The sequence below is a fragment of the Myxococcus hansupus genome (genome assembly GCF_000280925.3).
GTDB classification, from domain to species: Bacteria; Myxococcota; Myxococcia; order Myxococcales; family Myxococcaceae; genus Myxococcus; species Myxococcus hansupus.
On record NZ_CP012109.1, the window covers coordinates 8,163,833 to 8,186,752 of the forward strand.

Below are 22,920 nucleotides of genomic sequence, written 5' to 3' on the forward strand. Positions count from 1 at the left end.
GCACGGCCATGATTCACCTCACTGCACGGCGTACCCTCGACCTGGAGGCGCCCTTCGTTTCAGGACGCCCGTCACACGTCACTTCCGCCAGCAGCCTGGTGCGCGTGGGCAACTGGCTCTACACCGTCGCGGAGGAACCGCTGCACCTGGCGGCGTTCCCCTTGGACGGAGACGAACCGGGACACGGGGTGGTGCTCTTCGCGAACCACCAACCCGATGAGCCGGTGTCGCTCAAATCGTCGACCCCCGACCTGGAGGTCCTCTGTCAGGTGGGCCCCCTGAGCGGCGCTCCGCACGGGGCGCTCCTGCTCCTGCCTTCGGGCCGCTCCGAGGGCCGCCACCGGGGCGCGGTGATGGCCCTGGGCGCCGATGGCACGCTGGCCGGTGAAGCCCGGTCCGTGGACTGCAGCGCGCTGTACACCCAGTTGTCGCGGGAGCTCGGACCGCTCCACATCGCGGGCGCCGCGCAGGCGGGCGGGCTGCTCCGGCTGCTGCAACGTGGCAGTGGCGAGCCCGGGACGGACGCGTTGGTGGACCTGGACGCCGAGCGCGTCCTACGCGGCCTGGAGGCGGGCGCGCTGGGGCCAGACGTGGTGCGCATGACCCGCCGCTGGGAGCTGGGACAAGCGGGAGGCATGCGGCTGACCTTCACGGCCGCCTCACCGCTGCCGGATGGACGGATGGTCTTCACCGCCACCGCGGGCAATCCCGGCACGTCACCGGCAGCGGGTGGCTCGGTCGTGGGCGTGTTGGCGCCGGATGGCTCGCCCTTGTTCCTGGACGCGCCCGAAGGGCCCGTGCTGCTCACCGGAGTGGATGCCCGGGTGGAGCAGGGACGCGTGCACGTGCTGCTGATCTCCGCTTCCGAGGTGGGCGCGTCGCCGGCGAGCCTGCAGGCGGCGACGCTGGACGCGCCCGCGTAACGCTTGGGGCGGGCCCGAGGCTTCAGTTGTTCTCGTGCGCGGCTTCCTCGGGCCTGCCACCCACCGCCTCCAACGACGTGCGCGCGGGGCGGACACGGTCGAAGGCCACCTCGCGCTGCCCCACGCCCGCGGCGGTGGTGTTGGCGATGCGCCGGCGGGCTCGCGCGATGTAGTCCTGCACGAGCGGCGGGTCGGGGTGCGTCTTCAGCGCCTCCACCCACGTCTCGATGGCCTTCTCGTTCTCGCCCGCGTCGGCGCGCAGCTTGCCCATCTCGAAGAGGGCGTGCGGCGCGAGCTCGGAGTCCGGGAAGCGGGTGCGCAGGTCCGCGAAGGTGCGCGAGGCCTCCTGGCGGCGGCCGTCCATCATCGCGATGGCCTGGGCCTGGAGGTACAGGGCGTCATCCACGAACGCGCTGGTGGGGAAGCGCTCCATGACCCGACGGGTCTCCAGCTCGCATTGCTGATAGTCGCCGAGCTCGAAGTAGAGCTTCGTCACCAGGTAGTGCAGCTCCGCGCCCTGCGGTGGGTTGAGCTTGAGGGCGGCGGTGAGCTGATCGATGGCGCCGCGCAAGTCGCGGTAGTGCACCCGCAGCAGCTCCGCCAGGATGATGCGGGACTCGAGCGCCTCGGGGGATTCGGGGCACTGCTGGATGAGCTCGCGGTAGACGCCCACCGCCTCCTTCACCTTGCGCTGCTCCAGCCAATAGACATCCGCGGCGCCCTTGAGCGCGCGTGCACGCAGGACCAGCGCCTCTGGCGTCGAGTCGTGGCGCAGCGCATCGAAGGCCTTGCGGTATTCGACGAGCGCCTCATCGGGACGCTTCTCATAGGTGGCGTCACGGGCCCGCTGGAGATGGTCCACGGGCTTGTCCCGGCACCCGGTGGCGGCCAGGGACAGCACGGCGAGCGCGAGCCGCAGGGGCTTCATCAATCACACGCCTCCGGCGTCACGGAGACGCACTTCGTATCCTGGCACCGAACGCAGACCTCCACGGGGGAGACGTCCGTGACACAGACGTTGACGCGAGAAGTGCGCGGACAGTCTTCGGAGGTGACGCAGCGATAGGGCTCGCCACCATCACGCGTGATGTCACTGGCCGTCGAGCCACAGACTTCCAGGTCATTGCATCCGAAGAGGCCCACCGCGATGGCGGCGAACGCTCCGCACCAAGCGCGTCTCACGGGGCCGGTTGTACCCGGATTCCATCGCGTCGTCACTGGCACGACGCTCGCCTGCCTGGGTGCTTGTGAAGGCGGGGGCGCGGACGTGACCGGAATCGGGACAGGATTGTCAGGTGTGTCAGGGAGCACCCGGTGTCAGGGATGGATTGTGCGCTCGCGTCATGGCGCGGCATCGGAGGTTTCCATGTCCCATGTCATCCGCTTCTACAGCGTCACCGACACGTGCGGCTGGTGCTCGAACTTCGCGCCCTACCCCATCCGACTCAACGGCAAGACCTGGCCCACGAGCGAGCACTACTTCCAGGCACAGAAGTTCGCGGCCCCGGCCGACCAGGAAGCGGTCCGCAACGCCCGGACTCCGATGCTCGCCGCGCGGATGGGCAGAGACCGCAAACGTAAGCTTCGGCGTGATTGGGAGTCCGTGAAGGTTTCCGTGATGCGGCAGGCAGTCCAAGCCAAGTTCACCCAGCACGCGCAGCTCGCGAGGCTCCTGCTCGACACGGGCGAGGCCACGCTCATCGAACATACCGAGCAGGATGATGACTGGGGTGATGGCGGAGACGGCCATGGACGGAACATGCTGGGACGCATCCTCATGGAGGTCCGTGAGGCCCTGAGCCAACGCACATGAGCCTTCCATCTCAACCCCGAGTCGTCGTCACCGGAGCGGGCAGCGGCCTGGGCCGGGCGCTGTGCGAGGAACTCGCCCGCCGCAAGGCCCGCGTGGTCGTGTCCGATGTGGACACCACCTCCGCCGAGGAGACCGCCCTTCGCGTCACGCAGGGGGGCGGTGAGGCGCACGTCGTGAGCTGTGACGTCACCGACGTGGCCCAGGTGGAAGCACTCGCTGACACCGCGACGCGGGTGTTCGGCGGCGTGGACCTCCTCGTCAACAACGCGGGCGTCGTCAGCGCGGGCGCCGTGGGCGCGCTTCCCCTGGCCGAGTGGAAGCGGGTGCTCGACATCAACCTGTGGGGCGTCATCTACGGCTGCCATGTCTTCGCCCCTCGCATGCGCCTGCAGGGCTCCGGGCACATCCTCAACATCGCCTCGTCCGCAGGGCTCGTCTATGTGCCGGACCTCGCGGCCTACAACGTCTCCAAGGCGGGCGTCGTCGCGCTCTCCGAGACGCTGCATGTGGAGCTCAAGGCCGCCGGCATCGGCGTCACCGTGGCGTGCCCCAGCTTCTTCCGGACCAACATCGCCAACATGGGCCGCTACGCCGACGAGACGCTGCGCACCCTTGCCGTCCAGATGGTGGGGTCAGCCCGCATCGGCCCGGACGTCATCGCGCGCAAGCTCTTGAGCGCCGTGGATGCCCGGAGCCTCTACAGCGTCCCCATGGCGGATGCGCGTTGGGGCTGGCGCTTGCGCCGGATGTCGCCAGGTCTCTTCCTCCGCACCGTCGCGGCGCTGGACCGCACCGCGCGCGCGTGGCTCCTGCGCAGAGGGTGACGCCACCCCACGGCGCCGCCGTGCACAATCCCAGCGGGGTGTGGCTCGCAGAAGGGAGCAATCACAGTCCGCGCATCGCTCTCACGCCCCTGCCGCAGCAGCGCGCTCGACAGTTACAGCTCGAGCATCTGCCGGTACCGCCACGCGGCGCCCATGCTCATCAGCAACGCCGCAAAGGCCACCCACCCGAGCGCGAGCAAGGGCATCCTCGCGGGTGGCTCCGGCTCTCGCCTGGACCAGACCTGGGTCAACACCAGGCCCACCGCCCCACCCGCGAGCGCGCCCCCCAGATGTGCCGCGCAATCAATCGCGCCGCCCGTGCGGGTCATGACCACGGGAAGCAGCGACGGCAGCAGCATTTGAATCGACATCATCTGGAGCTGCACGCGCTCCGGTCCGGGCGGATACCGGCGGCTCACCGCCAACAGAGCCCCTAGCAGCGCGGTGACCACGCCGGAGGCTCCCACCGACACCACCGAGACATCGTTGATGGCCATCGACAGGGCGCCGCCCCCCAGCGCGCCCACCCACAGCAACAGCCCCAACCATGCGCGGCCCACCAGGGTCTCCAGCGTCTGCCCCACGAACCACAGGCAGAAGCCGTTGAACAGCAGATGGAAGAGGTCTCCGTGCAGCAACGGCGCCGTCAGCAGCCGCCACCACTGCCCGCCTTCCAGCACCAACCCCGAGTTCACTCCACCCAGCGCCACCAACGTCTGCACGCCGAGCGCGAGCGGCCCCTCCCCCTCCGCCCCCAAGCGCAGCAGGTGCTCCGCGATGAAGGCACAGGCCATCGCCACCAGGGAGACGTACGTGAGCCAGGGCTTTCGCTCGGGAGGCTCGGCCACGTCCTCGGGCTCCGCCACGCGGCGTGGCGCCGACACCAGGCCTCGCAGATAGCCCCGTGACACCTTCGCGCGGCGCCACGTGCTGGCCCAGACCGTCTTCGCGCGGGTGTCCACGTGCATCGCCTGCAGATGCACCTTGTTGAAGAGTCCCAGGCGGAGCGCGTGCAGCCGCTTCCGGTCCTCTTCGGAGAGCGCGGCGCCTCCGACTTCGATGACCTGCAAGCCCAGGGGAAGCTTCGTCCCACCGACTCCGCCCGTGTACTTCAGGCAGTCCTTGCCAATTCGCTCCAAGGCCGCCACGTCGAGGCCGAAGACGCGCGAGGGCGACTGCTCACGGTCAACCACACAGACGATGACGGCGGACATCCCGTCCGAGTACGTGAGCACCGCGTCTGAAGCAGCCTCCAGGGCCGAGGCCTCGGGGAAGGTCCCCGGCTCGAAGCCCTGCTCCGCCAGGAGCTTGCGCACGAGGTACACGGCGAAGGACGCATCCTCCTGCTCGGCCGAGGATGATGCGGGCGGCGGTGGCTCGGGCTGAGGCTGCGCGGACATGGGACGGGAGCCTGCCCGATGCGCCGGAAGCCGCGCCAGTCATCCCCTCCCGGCTCCATTCATCCCCACGAAGAGCCGCTCATGGAGTCTTCGGAGCGCACCTCCAGCCGGGGCGTACCTTGCCGCTCGCGTCACTCACCCGTTCCGCCCCGGGAGCCTGTCATGCTTTGCCGCCGCGTCCTCTCCTCGCTGTTCGTAATGTCCCTCGTGTCCGGCTGCGCCTCCACCTCCGGCGCGGAATCCTCCGGCGAAGGCCCCACTGCCTCCGAGTCCGCCACGGCCCGAACGCCAACACCGTTCCACGTCGCGCGCAGTGGCAAGGGACGACCGGTGGTCTTCATCCCCGGCCTCGCTTCGTCGGGCGATGTCTGGCGTGAAACGGTGGCGCACCTGGGTGGCCAGTACGATATCCACGTCCTCACCCTGGCCGGCTTCGCGGGACAGCCCGCTGTGTCCGCGCCCTTCTTCGAGACACAGCGCCGAGCGGTGGCGGCCTACCTGCATGAGCAGGGCCTGGAGAACCCCATCCTCGTGGGCCACAGCCTGGGCGGCGTGCTGGCGCTCGCGGTGGCCGCGGACGTCCCCGAGCGCGTCGGTGGCGTGGTGGTGGTGGACAGCCTGCCCTTCCTCCCCGCGGCGATGTACCCCGGCGCCACGGTGGAGAGCAGCCGCCCCTACGCCGACCAGATGCGCACGCAGATGCGGACCCAGCCCGTCGCCCAGCGAAACGAAGTGCTGCGGCAGACGCTGCGCCGCTACATCACCGACGAAGCGCAGCAGGACATCGCCTTCGGCTGGGGAACCCGTTCAGACACCGAGACGGTCGCTCAGGCGATGTACGAACTGATGACCACGGACCTGCGCCCGGAGCTGCCCCGCATCACCGCGCCGACCCTGGTCCTGGGCTCGTGGATCGCACTGAAGGGCCAGGTGCCGCGCGAGACGATTGAAGCCGTGTACAAGGGCCAGTACGCCGCGCTCACCAGCGCGCGCGTCGTCATGCACGACACGGCCCGGCACTTCCTCATGTGGGACGACCCGCAGGGCTTCTTCCGCGAGTTGGACGGCTTCCTGGGAGCGCACGCCCCCATGGCCCAGGTGGAGCCGCGCCCGTGAGTGTGGTGGAGTCCCGCTGTCCGCCGTGGGAGTCGCCTCGATGAAGTCCTCGCGTACGCGAACCTGGGTCTACGTGGCCTGTCAGCTCGGAGGATGGGGCCTCTATGCCCTCATCAACTCCGCGCTGGTCATGATGGCGCCGTCCCGAGCGATACCGGGAGGCCTGGCCGCACTGTGGGCGTTCAGCTTCTGCGGCGCCCTCATCACGCACCTGGGCCGCGCCGTGCTGCCGCTGCGAGCATGGGCCCGTCTGCCCGTCATCCAACTGGCCCCGCGCATGCTCGTCACGGCCGTGGGGCTCGGGCTGGTGCAGAACCTGACGCTCCTGGGGCTGAGCGTCTTCGTGTTGCGCCTGTACACGCTGGAGCAGGCCTCGCTCGCGATCTTCTTCGTCAGCGGCTTCGTCTGGACCATCCTGATGTCCCTGTGGCTGATGCTCTACTTCACGCTCCACGCGGTCGAGCGCGCGCGGACGGTGGAAGTGGAGCGGTGGAAGCTGGAGGCCGCGGCCCAGTCCGCGGAGCTGCGCTTCCTCAAGTCGCAACTCCAGCCGCACTTCCTCTTCAACTGCCTCAACAGCGTGCGCGCGCTCATCTCCGAGGACCCGGCACGCGCACAGGAAGTGGTGACGCGGCTGTCCACGCTGCTGCGCTACGCGCTGTCCTCCCGGGACAAGGAGACTGTCTCCCTGGAGCAGGAGCTCCAGGTGGTGCGTGACTATCTGGAGCTGGAGGGCGTGCGGCTGGAGAGCCGCCTGCGCGTGCGCGAGGAGGTGGAACCCGCCACGCTGAGCATGTCCGTGCCCGCCATGCTGGTGCAGACGCTGGTGGAGAACGCCATCAAGCATGGCGTGGCGCAGATGCCCGAAGGCGGAGAGGTGGCCGTCTCCGCGCGCATCCGCGAAGGCGTGTTGCTGCTCGAGGTCTCCAACACCGCCGCCCCGACGCCCGCGCCCGCGGAGGGCAGCGGCGTGGGCCTGCACAACGCGAGCGAGCGCCTGCGCCTCTTGTGCGGCACGGGCGCCTCGCTGCACCTGGACCGGACCCTGCCCGCCTTGACCACCGCGCGCGTGCGCATTCCCCTGGCCCTGTCATGAGAGCCCTCATCGCCGATGACGAGCGACTGGCCCGCGCAGAGCTGCGCCGACTGCTCGCGGCCTTCCCGGACGTGGAAATCGTGGGCGAGGCCACCCACGTGGATGAGACGTGCCGACAGGTGGAAGCGCTGGCTCCCGACCTGCTGCTGCTCGACATCCAGATGCCAGGCGGCACGGGCTTCGACGTGCTCGCGCGACTGGAGGAGCCGCCCGACGTCGTCTTCACCACCGCATATGACGTGCACGCCGTGCGCGCCTTCGAGGTGAATGCGCTCGACTTCCTGCTCAAGCCCATTGAACCGGAGCGGCTCGCCACCGCGCTGGAGCGCGTCCGTCAGCGCGGGCGCGTGGAGTCCGCGCGGTCCACCGTGGGCGTGGCCCCCGCCGCCGGAGCACCGCTGGAGCGAGTCTTCGTCCGGGACGGCGAACGCTGCTGGCTGGTGCAGCTCTCGCAAGTGCCCCTCATCACGTCCGAGGGCAACTACGCGCGGCTGACGCTGGAGGGACATGAGCCCCTGCTGCTGCGCTCACTGAGCTACCTGGAGGAGCGGCTGGACCCGGCGCGCTTCTTCCGCGCCAGCCGTCAGCACCTCATCAACCTGGACTTCATCGAGGCCCTGGAGCCCGGTCCGAGCGGCACCCTGGTGGCGCGCTTGCGCGGTGGCCGAGAGGTGGAGATGTCTCGGCGTCAGTCCCAGCGCTTCCGCGAACGGCTCAGCGTCTGAGGCGCGTCAGTTGTTGCCGACAGGCACCTTGCCGGAGGTGAGGACCGACGTATCCACCGCGGCCACACCGCCACGACGACGGCGGATCTGACGCGCGCGGTCTTCCTGTTTCTTGTAGTGCTTCATCATCGCGACCATGTGCGGATCCGACGACTCGCAGTGAAGCTGCGTCACCTCCTGGTGACGACGGCCCAGCTCCTGCCAGCGGAGCAGCATGGCCTGATTGCCGAGCAGCCGCTCCTCGACGGAGTCGAGCACCGTGTCCATCGCCTCGCCCTCCGCCTCCAGCACCGCGAGACGCTCCTTGGCCTCCTGCGAGGACGACGCGCACCCCGTTCCCAGGAAAAGACCCACCACCGCTGCCAGCCCGAGCCACTTCCGCCGAATCCCCACGTCGCCTCCCACAGTGTCTCGCGCCGACCGTCGGCTCCTTGAGCGAAACGCAAGCTAGGGAGGGCGCCCTGGAGCGACAACCCGCTCCACCGCCCGAGGCAGTCGTTTTTTCAGCAGGCGACGAAAGCCGACACTGGCGACGCGGGGCGCAGGTCGGCACCGGAAGGGTGCGCTCGCACACCCGCGTCCACTCGACAACGGAAGGCAGGTGCGCCGCTGTACGGCGGCCCCTCCTACTTCGGCACGGCCTTGAGCGAGGCCTTGCCGTCCTTGATGACGACCTTGAACTCCACGGCCTTCGCGTTGTGCTGCTTGAGCAGCTCCGGCACCTGCTTGCGCAGCGTGGCCGCCACCGACTCGTAGGAGAGCTTGGACGTGTCTTCCTGGCAGCGGCGCTTCGCGGTGACGTACGCGTCGTAGACAGCACGCAGCTTGTCGTCGGCCATCCCACCACTGCCCGAAGGCGGCGGCACCGAGGCGGTCCGCGACGGAGGCGCCGTGCTGACCGTGGCCGCGCCGCCGGGCCTGGAAGGTGGCGGCGCGCTGGCTGCGGCACCCACGACGGAACGCCCCGCGGGCGGCGTGCTGGCGGAGGCGGGCCGCACGGGAGGAGGTGTGCTCTGCGACGCAGCGGAGCTCGACATCGGAGGCGTGCTGACAGGCGCCTTCGCCGCCATGCCCGGCGGCGCCGTGGGCGTGCCCCTGGCCGGCGTCCCCGCGACGGGGGCCGTCACGGTGGGAAGGCCTCGCGGGGGCGTGGCGGCCACGGGCGCCACGGACGGAATGCCCGTGAGCGGCGCCACGGCCGGCGTGCCTCGCAGCGGCGTGCCCCCCACCGCGGGCGTCAGCGGCGCCACCGCGGGCGTCTTCTGCGGCGTGCCCCCCACCGCGGCCACCGCGGGCGTCAGCGGCGCCGCGGCCGGGGTGCCCTTGGCGGGGGTTCCCTCCGGCGCCTGGAGGTAGCTGGCGGCCACCTTCGGCTCGTTGATGGGCCGGGGGCGGATCATCTCCTCCACCTCCTCGAAGTCCATGTCGGAGATGTCCTCGGGCAGCTCGACCACGCCCTTCTGGCTGCCCTCCGTCGCGGACGTGGGCTTGCGGCCTTCCGCGCGGCGGCGCGCCTTGAAGACATCCCGGCGGTACGTGCCCGCTTCGATTTCCTGGAGCGTGCGAATCCACAGCCGCTCGTAGGTGAGGAACTTGTTGTGAAGGCCCGCGACGCGGAACTTCGCCGAGGTGCTGCGGATGAACGCGCCCTTCAGCTTGTTCATCCGCTTCTTGAGGTCGTCGTGGGCACGCGTGGGCGCCTGCCGCTCGTTGCCCAGGAAGTACTGCTCGTAGAGGTTGCGGAGGACGGCGACCTCCGCTTCCAGGGCCTCACACTCCTGAAGGACGGCTTCGCTGGAGCCAGGGTCGGCCGGAGAGGACTTACCGGCGAAGCTCTTGGAGGCGGACTGTCGGGCGTCGGGGGGCGGCATGACTCCTCAGAGTGTCCCCAAGAGGCCCGCGCGATTCAACCTCACGCAGCCGAGGGTGTAGGCCCCAAGCCCGCCGCCTCGCTCTCCCGGCGACGGCCCTTCTGGGCAAGCAGCACCGCGCCAAAGGCGAACATGCACAGCGAGATGACCTGGCTGGTGGAGACATTGTACCACGCCTCCAGGGGCACCGCCGCCGCCAGGTCCGTGGTCCCCAGGGACTGCAACAGGCCGTGCAGGGTGCCCCGCTCCACGTCCCCGCGGAAGAGTTCAACCGTGCCGCGCAGCACCGCGTAGGCCATCAGCCAGAGGGCCAGGACGTGCCCGTGGAAGCGGCGGAAGCGCCGGGCGTACAGCAGCCCCACGAAGAGCAGCAGTTGACCGGCGGACTCGAAGAGCTGGGTCGGATACACCCCCAGGGTGTGGCCCATCTGCGCCGCCCAGTCGGCGATGCGCACCGCGCCCGGAGCGGCGTGGTGGAAGATTTCACCCGTGGCCTCCACCACGAAGCGCGTGTCCTGGAGCTGGGACGAATACGCCAGGCTGGACGTGTTTCCCAAACGGCCCAGGAGGTCCTGCGCGATGCCGCTCCCCGGGAAGTGCACGGCGGTGGCCGCGTGGGCGGGCGCCACGTCGCCCCAGCAACACCCCGCACCGAAGCAGCCCAGCCGGCCCAGGCACTGGCCCAGCGACACGGTGGGGATGCACACGTCGGCGAGCCGCCAGAAGTCGATCTGGTGCATCCGCGCGAAGACAAAGGCCGCCACGGCGGCGCCGATCAGGCCTCCGTAGAAGACGAGCCCACCGCCCAGCGAGAGGACCTGCGACCAGTCCTGTGCGTAGTCCCGCCAGTTCACGAGCACGAAGAGGAGCCGGCTGCCGCCGATGCCTCCGAGCAGAATCCAGACGGTCATGTCCATGACCTGCTCGCGCTTCCTCGGCCCTTCGACATCCACCCACGCGCCGTCCTTCCACTCCAACCGGCGCCATTCGTCCTGCGCCAGCCGGCCCGCGACCGTCACCGCCGCGATGAAGCCGAGCGCCAGCAACAGGCCATAGGTGTGCAGGGGAATGCCCTCGCCCTTCGCCCCCGGAAAGGCGCCCGGCGGCAGCGAGTACTGCAAGCCGAACCACGCCAACACCGCGCCCATCAGGCAGTAGCCCGCCGCGCGCAGCAGCCGGTCCTGCGCGGGAACGGGCGCGCGTACGCCCGTGGCGGCATCCAACGCCCCTTCGGCGCTGCGCCATCCATTGACGGTGACGTAGCCCACCGTGACGGCCGCGAGGACGTACAGCAGGAGCTGCGACCCAAGCGACGTGAAGGTGAGGTGGACGAGGACGGGGAGCAAGGAGACCTCGCGGCGAGGAGGATGCGCGCGAAGGCTACCTTGCTTGCGCGGACGGCACGACGGGCATGCGCGCCCATGTGACGACTGCCCGGCCGCTCGGCCTGTTTCGAAGGACTACGCCTTGGACGGCGCCTGGGCGGGCTTCTCCTTGCGGACGAAGGCGTCCACCAGGAGCATGCCCACGCCCACGCAGATGGCGGCGTCGGCGACGTTGAACGAAGGCCAGGCGGCCTTGTCGAACCAGTGGGCCTCCAGGAAGTCGATGACGAAGGCCCGGGCGATGCGGTCGATGTAGTTGCCGAGCGCGCCGCCCAGCACCAGCGGCAGGCCCCACAGCGCCCACTTCTCCTCGGGGTCCGAGCCCGACAGCTTGCTGAAGTAGAAGGAGATGAGGAGCACCGCGCCCAGGCTCACCACGTGGAAGAGCGGGCCCCGCGTCTCCGGCGACAGGCTGCGGAACATGCCCCACGCGGCGCCCGGGTTCTCCGCGTAGCGCAGGCGGAAGAAGTTCTCCGACACCTCGATGTGCCGGCGGGGCTGGTAGTGCAGCCCGTTGAAGCCCTGCGGCGGCGGCGAGGAGTACATCGCGCCCAGGCGCTCGCCCAGGGTCTCCTTGCCATCCATCTGGGTGGTCAGCTCGCGGACGACGACGTACTTCGTCCACTGGTCCAGGACGATGACGCTCAGGGCGACGGCGAGGAGGATGATGTATTTGCGCGGCACGGGCCGGGACTTACACCAGCCACCACCCCTCCGTCACGGATTGGGGCTTTCCGTCAGCGATGCCGGCACGGAGTCCGGACGGCGAACCTTCAACGAATCCAGCAGCATGAAGGCCACGCCCACGACAATGGCCGCGTCGGCCACGTTGAAGGTAGGCCAGCGCATCCCTGGCTGGTTGCGCCAATGCCAGTCGATGAAGTCGATGACGTAGCCGCGCAGCAGCCGGTCCATGAAGTTGCCGAGCGCGCCGCCCGTAATCAGCGCCAGCGCCACCCGGACCATCTGCTGGTCCGGCTCCGTGCGCCGGTACATCATGAAGATGAACCCCAGCGCCACCACGCTCACCACGTGGAAGAAGATGCGGCGCGCCACGTCCGGCAGGCTCGAGAACATGCCCCACGCGGCGCCCGGGTTCTCCACGTAGCGGAAGTGCCAGTAGTCCTCGATGAAGCGATAGGGGCGGGACACCCAGAACTTCCCATCCTCGGGGGGCGGGTTGTTGTCCAGGTTCTGCTCGGTGAAGTAGCCCGTCACCCGAGCCAACCCTTCCCGTCCATCCAGGGCATTCGTCAGCCGGGAGACGGCCAGGTACTTGGTCACCTGATCCGCCACGAGGACGGTGATGGCCACGAGAATGAGGAGGCGAAGGGAGGTTTTCATATCGCTGCATTCCCTCTAACTCGCGCCCAGGATTCCTGACAACTCGGAGACCCCGCCCACCCCTCCCCCGGCAGCCCGCTCTGTTTCCCGGCCAGCACCGGTTTGGGGCATGGTGCGGCCATGCCGCCTGTTGAGCCCGACGTGAATCCTTCAGTCTCCGACACGCCCCCACCCACCGACGCCGCGAGCAAGCCCGCGAAGCCCTCGCTGGTGGCCCGCTTCAAGACGCTGATGCTCGAATACGGGCCGCTGGCGATCGCGGTGAACTACGTCATCTTCGGACTGGTGGTGGTCGGCTTCTACGCGGCCATCCAGTTCGGCTTCGAGCCCAGCAGCACGGGACAGAAGGCGGGGAGCTGGGCGGCGGCCTATGCGGCATCCCAGGTGGTGAAGCCGCTCCGGTTCGCCGCGGTGTTCGTGCTCACGCCGCTCATCGCCCGGATTCCTCCGGTGGCGCGGTTCATCGAGCGCAACAAACACAAGTGGAGCTTCTGAGGCCCGCGGCGGCGGTGGTTTCCCGCCGCCGCGCGCCCGCCCCGCCTAGAAGGCCGGGACGAGGAAGTCCTTCACCACGCCCATGTGCTGCATGTTCTCGGCGGTGCTGTCGCCCGACTGCACCGGGGCAATCTCCGACAGCGGCCGGTAGGTCCGGCTGTCGAGCACCAGGCCGTTGGGGAAGGTGCTGGAGCCGATGACGACCGGCTGCTGGAACCGGCGCATGTCCTCGTCCGCGAGAATCTGGTCGTAGGGCTTGTTGCGGTTGCGGTTGGTGCCCGTGCTGCCGTTGTGGTCCACCGGGTGCGGGCCCGCCGTCGTCACCACCTGACGGAAGGTGGCGAAGCACGACTCGTTGAAGTTGTCCGTGTTCAGGTCGCCGCCGATGATGAGGTAGTCGTTCGCGGGGACCTGCGAGCGGACCTGGCTGACAATGGCCTGCGCCTCCGCGTTGCGGTTGCTGGCACTGGAGGTCAGCAGGTGCACGCTCACCACCCAGAGCTTGCGCGGACCCGGGATGTCGATGCGCGCCCAGGCGAAGTCGCGGTTGCTCACGCGGGGGTCCGGCCACTGCCCGGACTCGAGGATGGGCCAGCGGCTGATGACGCCATTGGGAATCTGCGCGCCCGTCTCGCGGGACCAGTAGAAGCCCGGCGCGATCTGATCCACCAGCGTGCTGACGGACGAGGTCGAGTTGTTCCCGTAGTTGAACTCCTGCATCAGCACGATGTCCGGATCCACGCCCTTGATGAGACGGATGCCGTGGCCGGGGTCATAGGACTGGTAGCGGCCACTGCTCAGGTTGGACGCCATCACCCGGATGTTGGTGAAGCCCCCGTCCGTCCCAGCGTCCGTGCCCGCGTCCTCGTCCACGTCGGAGCCGGCGTCCGGCTGCGTGCCCGCGTCGGTGCCCGCATCCACGTCCGTGCCAGCGTCGGTGCCGGCATCCACGTCCGTGCCGGCGTCAGGCTCCGTGCCCGCGTCGGGCTCGGTGCCCGCATCAGGCTCCGTGCCCGCGTCGGGCTCGGTGCCCGCGTCGTCCTCGCCCGTCGTGCCACCGTCGTCATCGGACGAGCCCGCGTCCTCCGACACGCCGCTGTCCGGCTCACCCGTCTCGCCGGCGTCCTCCTCCGCCCCCGCGTCGGGAGCGGGCGCCTCGCAGGTGCCGCTCGGGACGCAGAAGTTGCCCCCGGCGCCTTCGCAGCAGACCGCGTCCGGATGCGCGCAAGCCGCCTGCGCATCACACGCCTGGACACAGAGATGGCGGTTGTACGACTCGACGAAGAGGCACGCCTCGCCCTGGGAGCAGTCCTCGGCGACACCCTCGGGGGAGCAGTCCGTCCAGAGCACCCCACCGTCCTCGAGCGGAACGGGAAGCCGTGGCGGCGTGCTGTCACCGCACGACACGGTGAGGAGGGTGAGCGTCACCGCCGCACTCAGTAGGAATGTGAGGGTCTTCTTCATGCTGTCGGACTCGGGAGTCGGAAGGGGGAACGTCGCCTGCCACACCTGGGGCCGACGGCCACCGCAGTATAGGAAATCCCAATGTGACGGTCCCGTGACTTATGGCGTGGCTGAACGTTTTTAGCGTTGCAGTCCTGTCAAATCTCCACTCCGAGTCCAGAGAGCCCGGCACGCCCGTCGCAGAAAGAGACGCCATGGCCCGTGGTGGGGTGCGACAAAGGCGAAGAAGGAGGAGACGACATGGAACCGCCGAAGCCCCCGGTGACGCTGCGCTTCCACGGCGCGCTGAACGACTTCCTGCCCCCCGCGCGCCGGGAGCAGACGTTCCCCCATCTCCTTCAGGGCACGCCCGCGGTGAAGGACCTCATCGAGTCCCTGGGACCGCCCCACCCCGAAGTGGACGTGGTGCGTGTGGATGGTGAAGCCGTGGGCTTCACCCACCGGATCCAACCCGGCGCTCACGTGGAGGTGTACCCCGTGTCGATGGACCCGGCGCCGGGCCCACGACTGGTGCCGCCGCTTCAGGACATGCCCCGCTTCGTGCTCGACGTGGGCCTGGGTCGGCTCGTGGGGTTCCTGCGGATGCTGGGCTTCGACTCTTTGTGGCGCAACGACTACGCGGACGAAACGCTGGCGCGCGTGTCCCATGACGAGGACCGCGTCCTGCTTTCGCGCGACATCGGGGTCCTCAAGCGGGGTGAAGTCGCCCGGGGCTATTTCCCCCGCTCGACGGACCCGGCGGAGCAGTTGGTGGAGGTGGTGCGCCGCTACGGGCTGACGTCCCGCATGCGCCCCTTCTCCCGCTGCGTCGCGTGCAACGCGCCACTGACCTCCGCCGAGCCGTCCGAGGTGGCCGGCCGCATCCCGGAGCGCGTGGCGGAGCGGCACTCACGCTTCCAGCAGTGCCCGGACTGCCAGCGTGTCTACTGGGCCGGCACGCACCACGAGCGGATGCAGGCCCTGGTGGACCGGCTGCGTGAGCTCGAGGGTTCCCCGTAGACACCCCGTCCCCTCAGAAAATGGGAACCCGAGAAGTGGCTGAGCTGTAACGGAAACCCCGCAAGTAATTGCAACTCCGCAACTCTTGCGAGGTCCTGGCAGACCCAGCCCGGAAGTACGACCCAAACGTTGCCCCCGAGTTCCGGGCGGTTACAGTGCCGCCCGCCGGGCATGCCATTTGCCTAGGAAAGAACACTGGTATCGCCCTCAAGGGCGGGAGAGCCAGGGAGATCCGCGACATGGTGCAACGTCCCACAACCCGACGGCGGCAAGGAGGCTTCACGCTGCTGCTCGCCTTGGGCGTCGTCACGATGGTCACCCTCGCGGTGCTCCTCAGCTTCGGCGTGGTGAGCCGCGAGGCCGACGTCCAGGGCGACAGCCGCCGCTACAAGGAGGCGTACTTCGCCGCGGAGGCGGGTCTGGCGGAGGGGCGCGAGGCCATGCGCATCCGGCTCCGAACCAACTCGACCTACAACGAAGCCCTCGGGGCGCTCACCATCATCAACGAGCCTGGGCTGGAAGGAGGCCTGCGCCCCTTCTTCGAGGTGCTTCCGGGCCCCGACGGTGTGGGGAGCTGGAACTCGCTGGCCATCGACGAGACAGAGCTCGCCCCCCAGGAACGCCAGAGCAACGGGGGTGAGGCTTACAACGGGTTGCCCCTCCAGGAAAACGTGCGCTACCGCGTCTTCGCGCGGGACGACGAGGAGCAGACGGCGGGCATCCCCAATGACAACAACAAGCAGATCTGGCTCATCGCCGTGGGCGAAGTCGTAGGCCCCGCAGGCAGTCGGCCCACGCGCGCCGTCATCCACGCCCTCATCACCAATGAGAATTCAGTGGCGGTGACCAGCCCGGGCACAGTGCAGACCGGCGGCGGCCCCGACAACACCTACAACAGTTCGGGAGCGGCGCCCGTCGCCCTCAACACCGTCGCGACCCTCCCCACCAATCCCTGAGCCAAGCCCTCCATGAAACGACTCCTCCTGTTACCGCTCCTCCTTCTGCCAGGCCTGGCCGCTGGCGCTGCGGACGAAGGCAAGCTCGCTTTCGAGAAAGCCTGCGCGCGCTGTCACAGCGTGACCCCCTTGGCGGCGAGCCAGGGCAAGACCCAGGCCGCGGCAAAGCGCGCGCCCCGGAGCAAGCGGGGCCGAAACATGGACCTGGCGCCCCTGATGCAGCAACGCACGCCCGAACAACTGCGCACGTGGATCGCAGGCCCCCATCGCATCAACCCCAAGACAAACTGCGATACGCGGCTATTGCCCGACGGCGACCGGGAGCTGCTCCTCAACTATCTGGCGATCGGCATCCACCCGCCGCCGCCCACGCGAGAGGAATTGCTGCGTCAGCAGTTCGAAAAGGACCTCGCGGCAAGCCGTGACCAGAAACAGCGCAAGGCGAATGATGCTGCCCGCCGCGCCCAGGGGAAGAAGTGATGCGGACCCTCTCTCGGACCTTCGCCGCGCTCGCGCTGCTCACCGCGCCGCTCGCGCACGCACAGACCTCGCAGGAGAACCCTGCCCGGCTGTGTGAAGACCAGCTCGACCAGAACAAGCAGCCTGAGTTCAGCACCGACAACCTGGATATCCAGGAGTCGACCATCCTCATCACCTCGGACAGCCCCGCCCGGCTCCAACTCAACACGAACCGCACGGCGCTGAACTCCGAGTTCATCGAGTTCCCGTTCGACCAGAACGTCACCATCAACTACGTGTACGAGTCCGCCGGCGCGTCCCACTCGCTCGGCTACCTCTACATGGACGACCTGCGCGACCGCGGGTACGTCGATGCCAACGGCAACCTGCTGGACACCAACCGCAACGGCATCTTCGACCTGCACGAGGACCTGTTCAACCTCGCGCCTCGGACCGGCACGAAGGCGCGCCCGTACATCGGACAGACCCGGCGTTGCACGCGACTCTTCACGTCGGGTGGCGAGGAGTACAGCGAGCCCGAGATCGCCATGAACCAGAACTGCGACGCCACGTTCGTGAGGAACATCGACCTCGCGGATGCCCGTCCGGGCCTTGGCGGCACGTGGAACCGGACCGATCAGATCGGCGCCTTCGTCCCCAACTACCCCGCCGCCCCCATCCCGTGGGCCCAGAAGCCCAACAGGTTCTCGGACCGGGGACTCTTCCCCCAGATTCCCAACCTGTTGGAGCCTCCTTCCGAGGCCAACGGCCACATGGGATTGGGGCGAATGGTCTTCCTGCTCGCCGACGATGACGGCGGCCTGGACACCTTCCAGAACCTCGCGCCGGTCGAGGACCGGGGTCACTTCTCCGAGGGCATCCCGGACTACGACGTGTCCCGCTATGACCCGCGTGGCCTCGTGCGCGCCAACAACCCCGACGACGGTATCACGGCCTATGACCGCACCGTGGACATGGGCATGGTGGAGGGCGGCAAGGAGGTCATCTTCTTCATCGTCGCCTATTACAATAACAACCACGGTCCTCGAGAAGGCTACGTCTATCCCTGCCTCAAGCAGGACCCCAATGGACGGTGCGCACTGCACCTGCGCACGTCCATCAACGTCTTCTTCTCCAAGTCCGCTTGGAACCTGGACCAGAACCCCGAGGGCGGCGACGTGGTCGCCGAGCGCAACATCGGGTGCCAGTACCTGGAAGGCTGCAACCGGGACAATCCCGCGAGCACGCCGACCCAGGCTTGCCAGATCGCGGGCACCAACGAGTACGTCTGCGGCTGGCTGGACGGACCGATTGAGGAGTGGGGCACCACGCTCTACCGCCTCGCCAATGACGACCTCTTCGGCAACCTCGTGATGCCGATGGAGAAGGTGACGATTCCGCGGCCTCCGGGCGTGCGAAACCCCATGCCCCACGTCATCGTGGGCGCGCCCACCACCGACCCCTTCCGCTGGATTCTGGGCTTCGAGGACATCCCCGGCGGCGGTGACCGCGACTTCAACGACGTCGTGTTCGTCATCAACAAGCAGAACGGCGGAAGCACGCGCTCGGCCACCGTGTCCGGAGACATCTCGCCCGACATCGCCAACGACTTCGTCATCACGAAGGTGCGCTTCAAGCGGCAGGACGACTTCGCCCCCCAACCGCGTACGTGCGCGAACGGCGCCCCTTGCTTCTCCGAGGACGTCCCGGGCGCATGCACGCCGGAGGATGGTCCCGAGCCCACCATCACCTATTCACTGGCGGTGGACTGCCGCGTCTGCGAGCCGAACCCCGACTCCGGCGCCATCGAGTGCGTCCCAAATCCGAACACGCCCACGTGGTTCCCGGTGAACTTCCCGGACACCACGCCCCCCACCCAGGAGGTGGAGTTGGACATCATGGCCATGGGCTTCACGGGCTCGCAGCTCTGCTGGAAGGTGGACATCACCAGCCCCAACGAGCTGTGCCGTCCCATCATCGACGACGTCGAGGTGGGCTACCAGGCCGTCCGTGCCGGTGGCTACTCCCGCTCCTCGCCGTCCACGGTGGGTAACGCCATCGTCTGGGGTATCAACGAAACGCCGGGCAGCTCGTGGGGACGTGAAGGCACCTGGCCCAACACCGGCATGCCCAGCCCCGGCACCCGGGCCTACGACGGCCAGAAGGACTTCACCGTCCGCGGTCGCGTCTTCTTCCGCTCGCTGTACGACCCCGAGGACCCCAGCGTCACCACCGCCGAACAGCAGTGGGATGCGGGGCGGGTGATGGCCCTCTCCTTCGGAACCAATGGCCACACGTCCGACCCGATGACGCGCAAGCTCTTCACGATGAGCGCGGCGGGCGACCGCAGCACCATCGCGGACGAGATGTCGGACACCAGCAGCGCCAGTCCCCTCTTCCCGGACTCGCTCTGCGACCTGGAGCACAACGGACGGTTCCTCTACGACCTCAACAACGACGGCAAGTGCGGCACCCCCTCCATCACCGTGCCAGACAAGCACATCGCGGACCACACCAACGACCGCAACTTCCTGAAGGAGTGGCTGTACGGCTGGGAGGACCACTACACCCCTGGACCGTCGCTGCAGCGGCGCCCGTGGGCGCTGGGCGGCATCAACATGTCGACGGTCGCCATCAGCATCCCGCCCTACATGGACACCTGGGCCCTGAGCACCCGCGCTGGCGAACGGGACCACTACCGGCGCAACTTCATGGAGCCGCTCGCCGAACGGCCGACCGTGGCCTACCTGGGCACGATGAACGGCTACCTGCACGCGTTCGATGCGGGAGCGTTCCGCAATTCGACGAACGACGCTTGCAGCCCGACGGCGCAGGTGCGCGGCTACTTCGCCGCGGAAGCCGGCTGTGTTTCGCCTGGCATCACGCCCCGCAACTACGGCGAGGGAACCGACCTGTTCACGTACATGCCGCGCATGTTGCTGGAGCGCTACCGCAACCTGTACGTGCGCTTCAATGGCTCCGGCAATCTGCCCCGGCCCACCATGGATGCGTCGCCCAGCATCGCCAACGTGGACTTCGGCATCCCGGAGAGACAGCCTTGGACTCGCGCGACGTCTGCGTCGAAGAACCAGGGCGCGAAGACCGTTCTCGTGAGTGCCTCGGGCAGGAACAGCCCGGTCGTCGTTGCGCTCGACGTCACCAACGCCAACGACCCCTGGTACCCGTTGCCCCTGTGGGAGTTCAACCTACGGGACCCCGCCACGGAACTGGCCTTCTCCAGCGCCAAAATCTCCGACCCGACCATCGACCTCCCGGACAACTCAGGGTCGACCCATGCGCCGTCGATTGGCCGCCTGACCTGGGGAACGGAGACGGAGGGCCGGTGGACGACCATCGTGGGCACCGACTTCACGCCTTCTTCGCCGAGCCGAGCCGGCGCGCTCTATCTCATCGACATGAAGACGGGTCGGCCGCTCGACTATGGCTCGTCGCCCGGAGGCGCCAGGGCCGGCATCATCACCCTGGACCAGGGCTCCGGCATCGCCGCGGAGACGGCGTTGATCGACCTCGATCGCGACGGCAATTACGACGTGATGTACGTGCCCACCACCGCGGGCAGCGTCTACCGCATCAACCTGGACCAGGTGAACACGAGTGCGCCGCTGGGCCGCAAGGTGAAGGCCTGCAAGGTCGCGAGCGCCCCCGTGACCCTGTCGAACCACCCGGACGCCGCCACGGGACAGGACCCCATCTACCAGCAGATTCACTCCAACCTGGGCGTGAGCGTCATCCGGAACAGCGGTAGCCCGGTGATCCGCTTCTACTTCGGCACGGGCGACAACCCCGACGAGTTCTCCGACGGCCCGGCGGACAAGAGCAACTATCGCTATCACCTGCTCGCCTACGAGGACATCGACCCGATGGGGACTGGGACCTGCGCGCTGCTTGACCCGCTGTGGGTCCAGCAGTTGGACCCGGGACAGGCGGTCTGGGGTGGCGTCGCGCTGGCGGGAGACAAGGTCTTCGCGACCACCGCCGTGGGCGCGGCGGCGGACATCTGCAACCTGAGCGAGACCGAAAGCGGCCGGTACTACGAGTCCGGGCTGCTTCCGGATGGCAACAACGCGCCTTCGCTGCGCAGCGAGTCGCTCGGTGGCCATGGCGTGAATGCCCCCCTGGTGCATGACGGGCACCTCATCATCCCCACGGCGCTGGGAGAGGTGCAGATCAAGGGCAATGGCCGGTGGAACACCGGCAACGCCAATGGCGGCATGGCCCGCTCGAAGACGCTCATCTACGCCCCCAGCACGGACGGGAGAATCCAGCAGTGACATCCCAGCAGAAGCGTCAGTCCCGGGGTGTCACGCTCCTCGAGGTCGTGGTCGCCATGGCCGTCCTGATGTTGGGCATCGCGACGGCGATGCTGGTCGTCACCCAGACCAGCTATGCCAACCGCCGCAGCCTCACCGCCACGCAGGCGCAGCTCATCGCCGAGCAGGCACTGGAGAACATCACCCAGATGGGATGTTCACTGGATCCGCCCTGCATCAACCTGGTCGGCCTGGACGGGACCTTCACCGTCTTCCAGACGACCGCGGGGGAGACCCGGAACGTGGCGCCCGCGGACCCGGATGTCGTTGCACGCGAATTCGAGGTCGTCGTGGATGTGGACGTACCGTCCCAGCCCGCCACCATCGAGCCGGGGTCCATCGTTCCGGCGAACCTCACGCGGAACCTCGTTGTCGGCGAGCCCGACACAGCGGGCAACATCGCCCATGTGCGGGTCACGGTCAGTTGGCGTGAGCAGGAGCGAAGCGACCGGCAGGTGGTGATGCTCCAGACGAGGATGGCGCCGTGAGAACGCGTTTCATTCAAGCGGCCTCCAGGGCCTCCCGCGGCTTCACGCTCATCGAAGTGATGATTGCGAGCGCCATTGGCATCATCGTGCTCGCGGTGGGTCTGATGGCGGCCACCCAGATGCAGCGGCGTGCCCTCTTCGAGGAGCAGACGATGACGGCCCAGACGACGGGCCGGGCCATCAAGGAGCTGCTTGCCGCGGACCTCATGCGCACGGGCGCGGGGATGGGCAACGCGCCCATCAACTTCCACGACATGCGCAGGCATTCGGCGATTCAGGTGTGGACCGAGCCAGACCTGTCCACGGCGGTGGTGACACGCCCCTTTCTCGCGGACCCCAACTTCGCCCTGCCTCCGGCTGACTACGCGGCCTTCACGTCCGACGTCCTTCAGCTTCACTGGGGCGATACGCGCGGGATGGTGACACTCCAGAGTCAAAACTGCAGTTTCCCAAACGTGCGCGAATCGTCGCAGGTGTACTGCACGGCGCTCAATCCCTCCACGCTCCTGCAGCCCACCACCACCCCGACCGTCCCTGCCTTCGCGGTGAACCCCAACCGCCAGTTGGCCTGTCATCTGCGTGTCACTGGAGTCGACTCGGGGACACGACGCGTCACGGTTGAACCGGGAATGGGGGCGGACAACACAACCTTCGGTCCCTGTTCCGACGCGCCCTCCGGCAACTTCTGGAACGATGACCCCACTGGCGGAAGCTCCTGGTTCATCATGCGGGCCCAGAGCGCGTCCTACCGGGTGAACTGGGCGGGCGGAACGCCCGCGCTGGAGTACCTGGCCCCGGGTGCGGCGGACTGGGTGGTGGTCAGCCGCGATGTCGAGCGCCTCAAGGTGCGGCTCGCGGTCACGTCGGTCGCCCCGCCCCTTGGCGTCCTCCGATGGTTCCCTGATGTCGCGAACGGCCGGCCCAACCCCATCGATGAATGCACGATTGATACGTGTCCCATCGAATTGCACCCCGAACACGAGCTGGCACCACCGGGAACTCCCGAGGAACTGCGCGACCGGCTGTGGCAGCGGGTCCGAGAGGTCGAGGTCACCTTGACCGTCCGCACGGCCAAGCAGGACCGTGACGCCTTCAACCCGGCCCTGCCCATGGCCCTCGACGCGGAAGGTTTTCCCATCGATGGCTACAAGCGGCGCACGTTCACCTTTCGGGTCACACTCCGAAACTTCGCGGCGGGTGGACTCCTGCCTCGCCTGACGGAAACCTAAAC

22 protein-coding genes are annotated in these 22,920 nt (G+C 68.3%); 13 read left to right on the forward strand and 9 right to left on the reverse strand.

Translation table 11 applies throughout. The features are described 5' to 3' along the window. Positions 1–8 precede the first annotated feature (8 nt). On the forward strand, positions 9–923 hold the full coding sequence (locus A176_RS32110; RefSeq protein ID WP_002636270.1) for a DUF6929 family protein: 915 nt from the start codon (positions 9–11) through the stop codon (positions 921–923). A 22-nt stretch (positions 924–945) separates the two neighbouring features. Here the strand turns inward: A176_RS32110 and A176_RS32115 are convergent, their stop codons facing one another. Together A176_RS32115 and A176_RS32120 are read right to left on the reverse strand one after the other, a co-directional pair. Continuing rightward, on the reverse strand, positions 946–1,851 hold the full coding sequence (locus A176_RS32115) for a tetratricopeptide repeat protein (RefSeq protein WP_002636271.1): 906 nt from the start codon (positions 1,849–1,851) through the stop codon (positions 946–948). Beyond that, positions 1,851–2,141: a hypothetical protein gene (locus A176_RS32120; protein ID WP_044890319.1), complete on the reverse strand. Its 291-nt coding sequence runs from the start codon at positions 2,139–2,141 to the stop codon at positions 1,851–1,853. The genes A176_RS32115 and A176_RS32120 overlap by 1 nt, the downstream gene beginning before the upstream one ends. Before the next feature lie 148 nt (positions 2,142–2,289). On the opposite strand from A176_RS32120, the gene A176_RS32125 reads away from it, so the two are divergent. Both A176_RS32125 and A176_RS32130 read left to right on the forward strand, forming a co-directional pair. Then, a complete protein-coding gene (locus tag A176_RS32125) occupies positions 2,290–2,736 on the forward strand; it encodes an NADAR family protein (RefSeq protein ID WP_002636273.1) in 447 nt (148 codons plus the stop codon). Continuing rightward, positions 2,733–3,560: an SDR family NAD(P)-dependent oxidoreductase gene (locus A176_RS32130; RefSeq protein WP_002636274.1), complete on the forward strand. Its 828-nt coding sequence runs from the start codon at positions 2,733–2,735 to the stop codon at positions 3,558–3,560. The genes A176_RS32125 and A176_RS32130 overlap by 4 nt, the downstream gene beginning before the upstream one ends. A 113-nt stretch (positions 3,561–3,673) precedes the next feature. On the opposite strand, the gene A176_RS32135 is transcribed toward A176_RS32130, so the two are convergent. After that, a complete protein-coding gene (locus tag A176_RS32135) occupies positions 3,674–4,960 on the reverse strand; it encodes a rhomboid family intramembrane serine protease (protein WP_002636275.1) in 1,287 nt (428 codons plus the stop codon). Positions 4,961–5,122: 162 nt separating this feature from the next. Here A176_RS32135 and A176_RS32140 point away from each other — a divergent pair, with 162 nt between their 5' ends. From A176_RS32140 to A176_RS32150, 3 genes are read left to right on the forward strand one after another with little or no spacing between them, the layout of a single operon-like run. Further along, complete coding sequence (locus A176_RS32140) at positions 5,123–6,076, forward strand: alpha/beta fold hydrolase (RefSeq protein ID WP_044890318.1); 954 nt, start codon at positions 5,123–5,125, stop codon at positions 6,074–6,076. Positions 6,077–6,116: 40 nt separating this feature from the next. Continuing rightward, a complete protein-coding gene (locus A176_RS32145; protein WP_002636278.1) occupies positions 6,117–7,172 on the forward strand; it encodes a sensor histidine kinase in 1,056 nt (351 codons plus the stop codon). Then, positions 7,169–7,897: a LytR/AlgR family response regulator transcription factor gene (locus A176_RS32150; protein ID WP_002636279.1), complete on the forward strand. Its 729-nt coding sequence runs from the start codon at positions 7,169–7,171 to the stop codon at positions 7,895–7,897. Before A176_RS32145 ends, A176_RS32150 begins: the two co-directional genes overlap by 4 nt. A gap of 6 nt (positions 7,898–7,903) precedes the next feature. Here the strand turns inward: A176_RS32150 and A176_RS32155 are convergent, their stop codons facing one another. The 5 genes from A176_RS32155 to lspA (A176_RS32175) all read right to left on the reverse strand — a co-directional run bounded on the left by A176_RS32155 (position 7,904) and on the right by lspA (A176_RS32175) (position 12,497). Next, a complete protein-coding gene (locus A176_RS32155) occupies positions 7,904–8,290 on the reverse strand; it encodes a hypothetical protein (protein WP_002636280.1) in 387 nt (128 codons plus the stop codon). A gap of 233 nt (positions 8,291–8,523) precedes the next feature. Continuing rightward, positions 8,524–9,768: an MXAN_5187 C-terminal domain-containing protein gene (locus A176_RS32160; RefSeq protein WP_002636281.1), complete on the reverse strand. Its 1,245-nt coding sequence runs from the start codon at positions 9,766–9,768 to the stop codon at positions 8,524–8,526. Between the two features lie 41 nt (positions 9,769–9,809). Further along, positions 9,810–11,114, reverse strand: a complete 1,305-nt coding sequence (locus A176_RS32165; RefSeq protein WP_002636282.1) for a prolipoprotein diacylglyceryl transferase — start codon at positions 11,112–11,114, stop codon at positions 9,810–9,812. 114 nt (positions 11,115–11,228) lie between these two features. After that, the gene (lspA, locus tag A176_RS32170) at positions 11,229–11,837 is read right to left on the reverse strand and encodes a signal peptidase II (protein WP_002636283.1); all 609 of its coding nucleotides are present in this window, start codon (positions 11,835–11,837) and stop codon (positions 11,229–11,231) included. A gap of 33 nt (positions 11,838–11,870) precedes the next feature. Then, the gene (gene lspA, locus A176_RS32175; protein ID WP_002636284.1) at positions 11,871–12,497 is read right to left on the reverse strand and encodes a signal peptidase II; all 627 of its coding nucleotides are present in this window, start codon (positions 12,495–12,497) and stop codon (positions 11,871–11,873) included. 141 nt (positions 12,498–12,638) lie between these two features. On the opposite strand from lspA (A176_RS32175), the gene A176_RS32180 reads away from it, so the two are divergent. After that, a complete protein-coding gene (locus tag A176_RS32180) occupies positions 12,639–12,992 on the forward strand; it encodes a hypothetical protein (RefSeq protein ID WP_002636285.1) in 354 nt (117 codons plus the stop codon). 45 nt (positions 12,993–13,037) lie between these two features. Here the strand turns inward: A176_RS32180 and A176_RS32185 are convergent, their stop codons facing one another. Further along, positions 13,038–14,456, reverse strand: coding sequence for an endonuclease/exonuclease/phosphatase family protein (locus tag A176_RS32185; protein WP_002638075.1), 1,419 nt, complete (start codon positions 14,454–14,456; stop codon positions 13,038–13,040). A 240-nt stretch (positions 14,457–14,696) separates the two neighbouring features. Here A176_RS32185 and A176_RS32190 point away from each other — a divergent pair, with 240 nt between their 5' ends. The 6 genes from A176_RS32190 (at position 14,697) to A176_RS32215 (ending at position 22,918) form a co-directional block, all read left to right on the forward strand. Then, positions 14,697–15,455: a Mut7-C RNAse domain-containing protein gene (locus A176_RS32190; protein WP_002638076.1), complete on the forward strand. Its 759-nt coding sequence runs from the start codon at positions 14,697–14,699 to the stop codon at positions 15,453–15,455. Between the two features lie 239 nt (positions 15,456–15,694). Then, the gene (locus tag A176_RS32195; RefSeq protein ID WP_002638077.1) at positions 15,695–16,411 is read left to right on the forward strand and encodes a hypothetical protein; all 717 of its coding nucleotides are present in this window, start codon (positions 15,695–15,697) and stop codon (positions 16,409–16,411) included. A gap of 12 nt (positions 16,412–16,423) precedes the next feature. Continuing rightward, positions 16,424–16,891 carry a c-type cytochrome gene (locus A176_RS32200; RefSeq protein ID WP_044890315.1) on the forward strand — a complete coding sequence of 156 codons (468 nt, stop codon included), beginning with the start codon at positions 16,424–16,426 and terminating at the stop codon, positions 16,889–16,891. Next, positions 16,891–21,162: a DUF4114 domain-containing protein gene (locus tag A176_RS32205; RefSeq protein WP_002638079.1), complete on the forward strand. Its 4,272-nt coding sequence runs from the start codon at positions 16,891–16,893 to the stop codon at positions 21,160–21,162. Before A176_RS32200 ends, A176_RS32205 begins: the two co-directional genes overlap by 1 nt. Further along, a complete protein-coding gene (locus A176_RS32210) occupies positions 21,159–21,689 on the forward strand; it encodes a type IV pilus modification PilV family protein (protein WP_002638080.1) in 531 nt (176 codons plus the stop codon). The genes A176_RS32205 and A176_RS32210 overlap by 4 nt, the downstream gene beginning before the upstream one ends. After that, positions 21,686–22,918 carry a PilW family protein gene (locus A176_RS32215; RefSeq protein ID WP_002638081.1) on the forward strand — a complete coding sequence of 411 codons (1,233 nt, stop codon included), beginning with the start codon at positions 21,686–21,688 and terminating at the stop codon, positions 22,916–22,918. The genes A176_RS32210 and A176_RS32215 overlap by 4 nt, the downstream gene beginning before the upstream one ends. Positions 22,919–22,920: the final 2 nt, after the last annotated feature.